Source organism: Terasakiella pusilla DSM 6293, assembly GCF_000688235.1.
Taxonomy (GTDB): Bacteria; Pseudomonadota; Alphaproteobacteria; order Rhodospirillales; family Terasakiellaceae; genus Terasakiella; species Terasakiella pusilla.
Genome location: NZ_JHYO01000051.1, coordinates 1 through 10096, shown reverse-complemented (window position 1 = coordinate 10096; position 10096 = coordinate 1). Strand labels below are relative to the sequence as shown.

The following is a 10096-nucleotide window of genomic DNA, read 5'->3' as shown; positions in this document are numbered from 1 at the left end:
TTATATTGAGCCGGGGTCACCTTGGGAAAATGGCTATAACGAAAGCTTTAACGGCAAGCTTCGCAATGAACTTTTAAACGGAGAAATATTCTATACCTTGCAGGAGGCAAAGGTTCTGATTGAACGCTGGCGGCAGTTTTACAATGAAGTTCGTCCGCACAGTTCACTGGGCTACAAGCCTCCGGCACCAAAAACACTCTTGCCTCGTCCTGATGTTCTGACTTACGCTACGCTCCAGTCGCCACATCAGGACGACAATAATAGCCAGAAACTAACATAGCGGTTGGACCACCAAAGTGGGGCACGTCAGTCTTGAGATATGGGGCTTCCTCCTCGCTCAAATGAGCTTAGCGTTGGTATCCCATGCCTGGGCCCATCATATAAGACGTGTTGTTCATCATACCACCTTGCCAGCCATTGGCGTGACAAGGCATGCCTGCGAAGGTTTGAGTGCTTTTCAGAGTTTTAGTTTGTTCAGCTGTCAGAACTTCAAACAGCTTGCTTTGTGCAGCTTCTAGAGCTTTTGAATCTTCATTTCGGGATTCCCACACACTTTGCATAAAGACACGGCGGTCTTCAATTGTCATTTCGTGCATCGCTTGCGGATCCATACTTTCGTGAAGAGCTGTAAAGTTTTCTTCAACGTCTTTGACGGTGTTTACATATGCTTCCCAAGCGGGTTTTTGCTTATCAGTTAGCTCAAGGTTTTTCTCAAGCTCATCCAGGGTTGCGGGTTTGACTTGTGTGTACTGGCCCATATGACCATTTCCACCCATCATTCCCATCATACCACCGCCCATCATTTGACCATTACTTGGGCCATGAGCCAACGCGGTGAAAGAAGCAACGGCAACGATAGCGACTGCGGCTGCTGAGGTAATTAAAAATGTGCGTTTCATCGTACTTCCCCTATTTCAAAGTGATGAGCTGTTGAGCTCCTGTATGATGAATATTATAGGAGACTCATGTAACACGCGTATGTCTGAAAACAGGAAAGTTGTGACAAAGTTTGTCAGTTATAAAAAATGCCTCTCAAATTATTATGAGAAGCATTTTTCAAGCTGGTTAAGGATTGCATTAATGACGAGCAAAAGCACCCATACCTTCGTCACCATATATGATTACGGTATATCGATCTTTTTGATTTCCCTGCTCCATTCCCGGAGACCCCATCGGCATACCTGGAACTGACAAACCTTTTGCTTTTGGGCGTTCCGTCAATAATTTCTTCACATCGTCAGCGGGGACGTGACCTTCAACAACATAGCCATCAATCATAGCTGTATGGCAGGATTCTAGCTTTTCCGGGACACCAAGTTCTCTCTTGATTGTGTCCATATCTTCACGCTTGATCTCTGTAACCTTAAAGCCGTTCTCACGCATATGTTCGCTCCAAGCAGTACAACAACCACACCAGGGAGATTTATAAACGGTTATTTCCTGTTGTGCGGCAGAAGCATGAGCTAATCCGGCCAGAAAAAATGCAGAGGCAATAGCGATGGATTTTAAGTACGACATGATCTGTTCCTTTCCCATGTTCGCCAAACATAAAACAGAATCATTGTGTTGATAATGTGACTATTACATTCATTGTTTACTGTTCTTTTTCTCGCTCCGTCATCATCTGCTGGCGATTGAGCTGTTGTTCCGTCCAGGATGTTTTTATAAAGGCAAGAGCTGCCCAGATTTCCTCGTCTGTTAAAGCATCTGCAAATGGCATCATGCCACTTTGAAAATCAGGGCCGGCAATCGCCTGACCACCTTCTTTTGTGTATTGGAACAGCAAAGCATCCCCGTGATGCCATGTATGCCCCGTATCATCATGGGGAGGGGCATATAACGTGCCATCTTCTTTTGTGGATTTCCAATCTTCTGTTTCGCCTTCTAAATTCACACCATGACATGATGCACAATTATCGGCATATATTGTCTTACCCAAGGCAACCTGTTTCGGGTCATTAGGATCTGCGACACCTGAATTTTCAGCGTTGTGAAGGAATGCTGCTGTTGCGGCCCCAATTGTAAAAACAACTGCAACTGAAAGTGCTATTGCGTTCTTATTCATGCTGATTGCCTTGTTTCCATTTCTATACTTGGTTGATTGGTCTCTTTAATAAGGGAAATAAATTCTTGAAGAAGGTATGGGTCCCACTGACCGCTATCTTTTTCATTTTCCATTATTGATATTGCCTTCTCTTGCGACATGCCTTTTCGGTATATGCGGTCACCTGTCATTGCATCCCATGTATCCGCAATGCATACAATTCTAGCTAAAATGGGAATTTCTTCGCCCTGTAAGCCATCAGGGTACCCTTTGCCATCCCACCTTTCATGGTGCCAGGCAGCAATTTGGGCAAATTCCTTGAACCGAGACAACGGCTTCATGATTTTGGCTGTTGTGACAGGATGAGATTTCACTTGTTGGAACTCTGCATCATCCAAAGCACTTGGTTTGTTCAAAACATTATCAGGTACACCAATTTTCCCAAGATCGTGCATAAGTGCTCCTTTTTCCAACAGCTTTAGTTCTTTTGGTGGCAGACCAATCTGTTTGCCCAGTAATACAGAAAACTTGGCCACTCTTGCGGAATGCTGGGCCGTATAAGGATCTTTAGCTTCCAAAGCTTTCATTAATGATTTCAAAGATTGAAGGTATGCAGTTTCTTGTTCTGAAATGAGCTGTTCGATATTTTCAGCCATACGATCAACTGAAGTCCCAAGATGTTGTAATTCGGGACAGCAAAGGTCTCCAATTCGTGCTGAAAAGTTTCCATGCGATATATCAGATGTAACAGTAGATATTTTTCTGATGGGATTAACCAGACCTTTGCGAATTGCAAAATCAATAACACCGTACAGCACCAAAAATCCAATTGCAAAAGACCCAAATAAGGTTTGTTCAAACACGCGGTCTGTTTGCTCAATCGCCGCCATCGTTTTCTTCAAGTCAAGATTAGCTGACAGAATATAATCTGTATTTTTAACTGGGATACTAACAGTCATGGTCGTAATTTTTTGACCTGTTTTATCATCATGAAAATACTGAACCTCTCCCCCCGCAAATGGGCTATTTTCTTTTTGAAGGAGTTGGACGTGATGACCCGCCATACTATCGAAGTCTGCCCCTTGGGTTTGCCCCATGACCATCTGATGTTCTTTACTTTGACTGGTTTTTGTTACTACATCTCCTTCAGCATTCAATAAAGATAGGCTAAAGAGACTAAATTCCAGCTCACCATTTCTATGGGTTGCAGCCTTTTGAAGTATTTGATTGAGAACTTTTGGATCATTAGCTTCCGTCTCAATTAAGTCTCGTTCAATGCCATACAAAAAAGTAACAGCCTGCATTTTATTTTGCTGCAAAACGGATTTGTGGTGCTCATTTTCAAGCATGATCGCAATCGTAATGCCGACAAACAAAATACCAAAAAAGATAATAGTCATCACACGTTGGGTCAGAGACAAATTTGCAAATATTATTCCCATACTGAAACGACTTTTAAAATGAACCATATCTGGTAATGCAGGCATATTTACTCCTTACCCAATAGCGATGAGTTCATCTGATTTGAATGTATATGGTGGAATATCTAGGTTTCGTGGGGCGGGTCCTTTGCGAATACGTCCAGATCCATCATAATGAGACCCATGGCATGGGCAGAACCATCCACCATACTCACCAAGCGGGTCACCCGGCTTTTGTCCCAAAGGAATGCAGCCAAGGTGCGTGCATATGCCAATGGCAACTAACCATTCTGCTTTTTGAACCCGGTCTTCATCGGCTTCAGGTACGCGAACGAGGTCAAGGTTTTCATCGCGAATACGGCTGATTTCCTCTTCACTGCGGTGAACAATGAAAACTGGCTTGCCTCGCCAGACAACCGTAATGCGTTGGCCTATTTCAATGGGAGCAATATCTACTTCAGATGTAGCCAGAGCTTTCACGTCCGCTGCAGGGTTCATGGAATCAATAAAGGGCCACAGAGCCATGGCACTTCCAGTTACGCCAACTACTGCAGTCCCAATAAGTAAAAAATCTCGTCTAGGGGGTGATTGAGGAAATGTGCTCATCACGATACCTCCTTCTGATTTGAAGTACCTTTATGAAAAATGGCACTTCCGATTAACAAAGCTCCAATGATAATCATTGGAATAGACAACCATTGGCCCATGGTTGTTCCCCCTGTTAAAAAACCGATATGGCTATCAGGCTGTCTGAACAGCTCAACAATTGTTCGGGCCAGACCATATCCAATCAGAAAAACTCCTGTTAACAGCCCCCGGCGAGTTCTGATTGTAGAAAAACGAACTAAAACGTTTAGAAAGATAAATAGAATAATCCCTTCTAGTGCCGCTTCATAAAGTTGACTTGGGTGACGCGGAAACTCACCTCCGTTTGGGAAAATAACACCCCAGGGCGCATCGGTTACCCGCCCGTATAATTCACCATTAATAAAATTAGCAACTCGTCCAAAGAACAAACCAATTGGTGCAGCTATCGCAACAAGATCGGCTAAGAGCATCACTTCAATTTTATGTTTGCGGGCAAAGAGGTATGTCGCCAGAACCACGCCAATGAAGCCACCATGAAAAGACATTCCGCCCTTCCACACCTGAAAGGCCGCCAGTAGATTATTTATGTAGAAATCTAGATTATAGAAAAGCACATACCCAAAGCGACCACCGAGTACAACCCCGAGAACCACCCAGAACAAATAGTCATCTAAATTATCACGTGTAATCGGGTGCTTGAAACGCTCACACATACATTTGATATAAGCCCATCCCAACATCAGGCCAGCAATATATGCCAACGCATACCATCTAATTGCAAAGGGTCCGATTTGAATAAGAATTGGATCTATATCTGGGAATGGCATCAATCTCTTCCTTATAGATCTACAATCAATTTTCCGCGCAGCATCCCCATCTGGCAGGCAAATTCAAATTCACCAATTTTCGTAGGTGTGAATTCAACTGAAACATCTTCACCCTCTGGCAGTTTCAGACTTTTTCCAAAATCTGGAAGCTGTACCATTTCAGAACAAGATGAATTTTCTTCACGGCGAAATGTTAGCTGCACTGGCACATCACGTTTCACAATAATGGTGTCCGGTGTATAGCCACCTTTTACGATAATCAGTTGCTTTTGAATGCCATTAATAAGTGGGGTAAGCGGTAAGGCTCTCTTCCCTTTCATCCAGAAAAACTTAATGATCATACAGATCAGGAAAAAGCCTGTCAGAGTGACAATAATTTGATCTAAAGTCATGACTGCACTCCTTTCGGTTTATAAAAACGAAGCCTGTTGGCATTACTGACCACAGTGACAGAACTCAGGGCCATAGCTGCACCAGCAAGGATTGGAGAAAGTAAAATACCAAAGAAGGGATAGAGCAGTCCCATGGCGACAGGAATACCAAGCACGTTGTAGCCAAAAGCACCCACTAGGTTTTGTTTAACATTCCGCATGGTTGCACGACTGATATCCATGGCTGTGACCACACCTTTCAGGCTACCTTTGATCAGTGTGATATCTGCTGCTTCAATAGCGACATCCGTGCCGCTGCCAATTGCCAATCCAATGTCGGCTGCTGCCAGTGCCGGAGCATCGTTGATACCATCCCCGACCATGGCAACAACTTTACCTTCAGATTGCAGCTTCTGAACTTCATGTGCTTTTTGTTCAGGTAGAACTTCTGCCAAGACATGGTCAACGCCAACTTCTTTCGCAATGGCATTGGCGGTAACAGTATTGTCACCGGTGATCATATAAACTTCCAAGCCCATGCGATGAAGCTGCTCAATAGCTTCCTTGGAATCTTCTTTTACGGTGTCTGCAACAGCAAAGACACCCGCCGGTTTCCCATCTATAGCAATCATGATCGGTGTCTTGCCCTGGGGAGTATAAATATCGGCGATGTCTTCAAGGCCATTTGTTACTACATCATTATCTCTCAGGTATTTGCCTGTTCCGATCAGAATATGACGTTTATCCAAAGTGCCTGTAATACCGTGGCCTGTCACTGCACTGACATTTTTTGCTTCAGGAATATTCAGACCCGCATTTTGCGCACCTTCAACAATGGCTTCAGCCAGTGGGTGCTCGGACATACGTTCTAAAGCTGCGGCTGATTTTAAGACATCACCATCCTGAAAATTCGGCATGACCGTTAAGTCTGTGAGAACCGGTTTTCCTTCTGTAATGGTACCGGTTTTATCAAGTACAATTGCATTGATCTTTTCTGCTGTTTGCAAGGCATCACCTGATCGGATCAGTATGCCGTTTTCAGCACTTTTACCAATTCCGACCGTTAGAGAGGTCGGTGTTGCGAGCCCTAGGGCACAGGGGCACGCGATAATTAGGGTGGTCACCAACGCAATAATGGAAAAGATAAAGCGTGGTTCCGGGCCAAAGTTATACCAGACCATGAAGGACAAGATTGCCAAGATCATTACTGTTGGCACAAAGTATCCTGAAACCTGGTCAACGATACGCTGAATGGGGGCTTTTGATCCTTGTGCCTGTTGAACAAGTCGAATGATATTAGCCAACGCGGTATCTTTTCCAACCTTTGTTGCACGAAAATAAAAGGTCCCGTTCTTATTGATCGTTGCGCCAATTACTTCTTCACCTACGGTTTTTTCAGCCGGAATAGGTTCACCAGTGATCATTGACTCATCTACACTGCTGGCTCCTTCAGTAACAATCCCATCGACTGGGATTTTTTCACCAGGACGCACAAGAACGATGTCGTCGACTAAAACTTCTTCAACAGGAATTTCTTTCTGAACACCATTTCGAATAACGCGAGCTGTCTTAGCCTGAATTCCAATCAGTTTTTTAATGGCTTCAGACGTTTTCCCTTTTGCTTTGCTTTCCATAGCCAGCCCCAGAACAACTAGGGCTATGACAACAGTGGTAACATCCCAGAACGGTTCAGCTGCAGCTTCTTTAGGGAAGACTGAAGGTAAAGCTGTCGCAACAATTGAATATCCATAAGCAGCACTGACCCCTACAGAAATCAGGGTGTGCATATTGGCTGAACGATGTTTGAGGGCCGCCCACATACCAGTAAAAAACTGAGACCCAGACCAAAATAAAACAAACGTCGTCAAAAGTCCCTGCACAGCCCATACGGCTGTTCTGGTAAGACTTTCTGGAGGCATCAAGGCTGTCAGCCCCGGTATCACATCAGGATACATCAGCAGAACATTTGGGATAGAGACTACGGCTGCTAACCAAAATTTCTTCATCAAGGTATCATATTCGGCTTTCTTCTCTGCTTCTTCTTTTTTAATGGCTTCATCGCTGTCATCTCTGGGTTCAACAGCAGAATACCCAACATCCGAAATTACCTGTCGAATTACGGGGGGAGAAATTTTCTCAGGGTCGAAACTAATTTCAGCAATAGAAGCTGCAAAATTAACTTCAGCTTTAACAATACCAACTTGCTCCATTAGAGCATTTTCAATCGTGGCTACACACGATGCACATCCCATACCTTTTACGCCTAAGCGAATATCTGTACTGTGTGAAGTGCTTTGATGAGCGTTTAGCATGGGAACTCCTTTATTCACTCAACTTTGAAAGGCCATTGTTTTCAGCCCAATACTGAATGAAATCATGATCAAATTCCGCTGTATGACGTGAAATCCACTTTTTGATTTCATCAACAACAATCGCATTGTCATATTCATTACATTTGAATTTCTTTTGGATACGTTTGAGAGCTTTTGTCAGAACTTCATGGTCTTTTTTATGCTCATCAAAAGCTTTGTAACCGGATGCTCTGATTAAAAATTCTTCACGCTCAAAGTTTCGTTCGATAAAGCGTAAGGTATCTTCAATCCTTGGGCAGGAACTGTTCTGATCATGACAAGCGACAGCAGGATCAAAATAATGTCTTGCCAGAAATTCCAGACATTCTTTGTTTGCGTCAATAAAGCGAACCGTGTTTTTTTCAAGCTCATTTGCCATCATCATACCTTCAAGTCCTTTTTCTTCTGAAGATATTCATCTCGTGACAAGTCACCCTTGGCATATTTCTCACCAAGAACCGTTAGAGCCGGGTCATGGCCCACTATTTTTGTGCCTTGTCGAAAAAGGGAAATAACCAAGACGACAGCGAGAACAGCTAAAATCAGCATAAAGATGCCATGCATTCCCATAAAACCAAACCAGCTACCATCGCCGTACATAGCATGATGCGTCCAACCAGAATCCCACATGACAACCTCCATCGTTCTTTTAAAGATCAACAGACCATCTGCTGCTTCAAATACAATTTAACGCCATCAATGTTGCTGGAGTATGTCGTGGAATTGGTGGAATGGTAACAAAGCTTGACGGGGATGAGGTTTGACAAACTTTGTCACAGTATTTTTTGATAAAAAAATTATTGGACAAATATTGCTTCTGTTTTGAGCTTAATATTCACTGATAATTATAAAAAATTTGGCCTGGTTCCCTAAAACTGGAGAGCACCTTCTGTTAAACTGAGATTTACAGGAGGAATAAATGAGTCTTAAAAAATCTGATGAATTTAAACGTGAAGCCGTCCAACTTGCCTTAACGATCGGGTTGTCTCGCAAACAAGTTGCCGTCGATCTTGGCATTGGCATGTCCACCTTGAACAAATGGGTCGCCCAACATAAGCATGATGACTTGATGTCAGGCCCCCATGATGATCTTCACAAGGAACTTGCCCGTCTTCGTAAAGAGAACCGTATTTTACGAGAGGAACGTGAAATTTTAAAAAAGGCGACGGCCTCATCGTCCCGGCTTGCTGGGGTCTTTGCGAGCCAAAAGCGATGAGGTTCAAGTTCATTGATGCGAAGAAGGCCGATCATCCACTTCATCTGTTATGCAAAGCCTTCAATGTCAGTCCGAGTGGTTATTACGATTGGCGTAAAGGCCCCATGTCTCAACGGCAGCGTGAGGATCTGGCTTTGTTAACCAACATCCGCACTATTCATAATGAAACATATCAATCATATGGGCGAGAACGCATGACGGATGAATTACGCGAGCTTGGTTATACAGTCAGTCAAAAACGTGTCGCTCGTTTGATGAAGGGTAACGATATCAAGGTGATACGCACACACGCTTTTAAGAAGACAACGGACAGCGACCATAATTTTAATGTGGCACCTAACCTGTTGGATGGTGATTTTACAACAACAGGGCCAAACCAGAAATGGGCAGGTGATATCAGCTATATCAAGACGGCAGAAGGTTGGCTGTATTTAGCTGTGGTGATTGACCTTTATTCCCGTCGTGTCATTGGATGGGCAACAAGCAAAAGGCTAAAACGCAAATTGGTGATGGATGCCTTACAACGGGCCATCGCCCTGCGTCAACCACCTGAAGGCGTAATCTTCCATTCAGATCGTGGCAGTTAATCCCGCATATCTCACCAAGAATATTCTTGGTGAGATATGCGGGAAGGAGACATATTAATTTGATCAAATTGGCAGGCAAAATCTCATTTATATCAAATTTTGACCAGTTTATGTTTTACCCTTTTGGTCGTGCCTCTGATGGTTATTTATTTTTCTGGGCACGATCTGGGCACAGTTTGGGCACAGATGGATATTCTCCTCTTATATGCGAGCATTAAAAAGCCCACTAACTTGTTGAGTTAGTGGGCTTTTAGAGTGGTTGCGGGGGCCAGATTTACCGTACTCGCTGCGCTTTGCTTGCTGCGTCGTTGCCTTTGGCCGAACTGTTGCAATCTGCGCCTTTCGGCACATCTTGCGCAGTTTAAATATGGTACCCAGACAGCCAACAAAAAACCCGGCCAATGGCCGGGTTATTTGTTGGTTGCGGGGGCCAGATTTGAACTGACGACCTTCAGGTTATGAGCCTGACGAGCTACCGGGCTGCTCCACCCCGCGTTGGTGTCTTTTAGAAAGACTAAAGCCGCCTTTTGAGGGGCGGCTATTTTTGTAACGATTGTGTAGGTTAAGACTTACTCATTTTAGAAGGCCTGGCAGCGACTTACTCTCCCGCGCCTTAAGACGAAGTACCATCAGCGCAACATGTTTTCACGGCCGAGTTCGGGATGGGATCGGGTGTTTGCCACGTGCCATA

At 44.1% G+C, this 10096-nt stretch carries 13 protein-coding genes, 1 tRNA gene and 1 rRNA gene; 3 read left to right on the top strand and 12 right to left on the bottom strand.

Annotation, left to right across the window (positions count from 1 at the left end; translation table 11 throughout):
• Positions 1-280, top strand: a 280-nt coding sequence (locus Q397_RS24880) for an integrase core domain-containing protein (protein ID WP_240475106.1), incomplete at its 5' end; no start/stop codon positions are given.
• Positions 281-347: 67 nt separating this feature from the next.
• Here the strand turns inward: Q397_RS24880 and Q397_RS0119485 are convergent.
• The 10 genes from Q397_RS0119485 to Q397_RS0119440 all read right to left on the bottom strand — a co-directional run bounded on the left by Q397_RS0119485 (position 348) and on the right by Q397_RS0119440 (position 8232).
• Positions 348-899 (bottom strand): Spy/CpxP family protein refolding chaperone, encoded by a 552-nt coding sequence (locus Q397_RS0119485; RefSeq protein ID WP_028880822.1) that lies wholly within the window; start codon positions 897-899, stop codon positions 348-350.
• 178 nt (positions 900-1077) lie between these two features.
• Positions 1078-1518, bottom strand: a complete 441-nt coding sequence (locus tag Q397_RS0119480) for a DUF411 domain-containing protein (RefSeq protein WP_038014944.1) — start codon at positions 1516-1518, stop codon at positions 1078-1080.
• Between the two features lie 76 nt (positions 1519-1594).
• A complete protein-coding gene (locus Q397_RS0119475; protein WP_028880820.1) occupies positions 1595-2065 on the bottom strand; it encodes a c-type cytochrome in 471 nt (156 codons plus the stop codon).
• Positions 2062-3531: an HD domain-containing phosphohydrolase gene (locus tag Q397_RS24530; RefSeq protein ID WP_051610379.1), complete on the bottom strand. Its 1470-nt coding sequence runs from the start codon at positions 3529-3531 to the stop codon at positions 2062-2064. Before Q397_RS24530 ends, Q397_RS0119475 begins: the two co-directional genes overlap by 4 nt.
• A gap of 9 nt (positions 3532-3540) precedes the next feature.
• Complete coding sequence (gene petA / locus Q397_RS0119465) at positions 3541-4071, bottom strand: ubiquinol-cytochrome c reductase iron-sulfur subunit (RefSeq protein WP_038014941.1); 531 nt, start codon at positions 4069-4071, stop codon at positions 3541-3543.
• Positions 4071-4880 (bottom strand): prolipoprotein diacylglyceryl transferase, encoded by an 810-nt coding sequence (lgt, locus tag Q397_RS23510; protein WP_051610377.1) that lies wholly within the window; start codon positions 4878-4880, stop codon positions 4071-4073. The genes petA and lgt overlap by 1 nt, the downstream gene beginning before the upstream one ends.
• 11 nt (positions 4881-4891) lie before the next feature.
• Positions 4892-5272, bottom strand: a complete 381-nt coding sequence (locus tag Q397_RS0119455) for a cupredoxin domain-containing protein (protein ID WP_028880818.1) — start codon at positions 5270-5272, stop codon at positions 4892-4894.
• Positions 5269-7563 carry a heavy metal translocating P-type ATPase gene (locus Q397_RS23505; RefSeq protein ID WP_038014937.1) on the bottom strand — a complete coding sequence of 765 codons (2295 nt, stop codon included), beginning with the start codon at positions 7561-7563 and terminating at the stop codon, positions 5269-5271. The genes Q397_RS0119455 and Q397_RS23505 overlap by 4 nt, the downstream gene beginning before the upstream one ends.
• Before the next feature lie 10 nt (positions 7564-7573).
• Positions 7574-7987: a hemerythrin domain-containing protein gene (locus Q397_RS0119445; protein ID WP_028880817.1), complete on the bottom strand. Its 414-nt coding sequence runs from the start codon at positions 7985-7987 to the stop codon at positions 7574-7576.
• Entirely contained in the window at positions 7984-8232 is a 249-nt protein-coding gene (locus tag Q397_RS0119440; protein WP_083223012.1) for an SHOCT domain-containing protein, read from the bottom strand. Before Q397_RS0119440 ends, Q397_RS0119445 begins: the two co-directional genes overlap by 4 nt.
• Before the next feature lie 289 nt (positions 8233-8521).
• Between Q397_RS0119440 and Q397_RS23500 the strand changes: the two genes are divergently transcribed.
• Positions 8522-8818 carry an IS3 family transposase gene (locus tag Q397_RS23500; protein WP_051610373.1) on the top strand — a complete coding sequence of 99 codons (297 nt, stop codon included), beginning with the start codon at positions 8522-8524 and terminating at the stop codon, positions 8816-8818.
• The gene (locus tag Q397_RS23495; RefSeq protein ID WP_038014949.1) at positions 8815-9405 is read left to right on the top strand and encodes an IS3 family transposase; all 591 of its coding nucleotides are present in this window, start codon (positions 8815-8817) and stop codon (positions 9403-9405) included. Before Q397_RS23500 ends, Q397_RS23495 begins: the two co-directional genes overlap by 4 nt.
• Positions 9406-9823: 418 nt before the next feature.
• Here the strand turns inward: Q397_RS23495 and Q397_RS0119425 are convergent.
• Together Q397_RS0119425 and rrf are read right to left on the bottom strand one after the other, a co-directional pair.
• Positions 9824-9900 (bottom strand) — tRNA-Met (locus tag Q397_RS0119425).
• Between the two features lie 90 nt (positions 9901-9990).
• Positions 9991-10096 (bottom strand): 5S ribosomal RNA (rrf, locus tag Q397_RS0119420); the annotation flags it as partial.

Coding starts and splice junctions, on each gene's coding strand:
- Q397_RS0119485 (WP_028880822.1), bottom strand. CDS start 899: ATGAAACGCACATTTTTAATTACCTCAGCAGCCGCAGTCGCTATCGTT.
- Q397_RS0119480 (WP_038014944.1), bottom strand. CDS start 1,518: ATGTCGTACTTAAAATCCATCGCTATTGCCTCTGCATTTTTTCTGGCC.
- Q397_RS0119475 (WP_028880820.1), bottom strand. CDS start 2,065: ATGAATAAGAACGCAATAGCACTTTCAGTTGCAGTTGTTTTTACAATT.
- Q397_RS24530 (WP_051610379.1), bottom strand. CDS start 3,531: ATGCCTGCATTACCAGATATGGTTCATTTTAAAAGTCGTTTCAGTATG.
- petA (WP_038014941.1), bottom strand. CDS start 4,071: ATGAGCACATTTCCTCAATCACCCCCTAGACGAGATTTTTTACTTATT.
- lgt (WP_051610377.1), bottom strand. CDS start 4,880: ATGCCATTCCCAGATATAGATCCAATTCTTATTCAAATCGGACCCTTT.
- Q397_RS0119455 (WP_028880818.1), bottom strand. CDS start 5,272: ATGACTTTAGATCAAATTATTGTCACTCTGACAGGCTTTTTCCTGATC.
- Q397_RS23505 (WP_038014937.1), bottom strand. CDS start 7,563: ATGCTAAACGCTCATCAAAGCACTTCACACAGTACAGATATTCGCTTA.
- Q397_RS0119445 (WP_028880817.1), bottom strand. CDS start 7,987: ATGATGATGGCAAATGAGCTTGAAAAAAACACGGTTCGCTTTATTGAC.
- Q397_RS0119440 (WP_083223012.1), bottom strand. CDS start 8,232: ATGTGGGATTCTGGTTGGACGCATCATGCTATGTACGGCGATGGTAGC.
- Q397_RS23500 (WP_051610373.1), top strand. CDS start 8,522: ATGAGTCTTAAAAAATCTGATGAATTTAAACGTGAAGCCGTCCAACTT.
- Q397_RS23495 (WP_038014949.1), top strand. CDS start 8,815: ATGAGGTTCAAGTTCATTGATGCGAAGAAGGCCGATCATCCACTTCAT.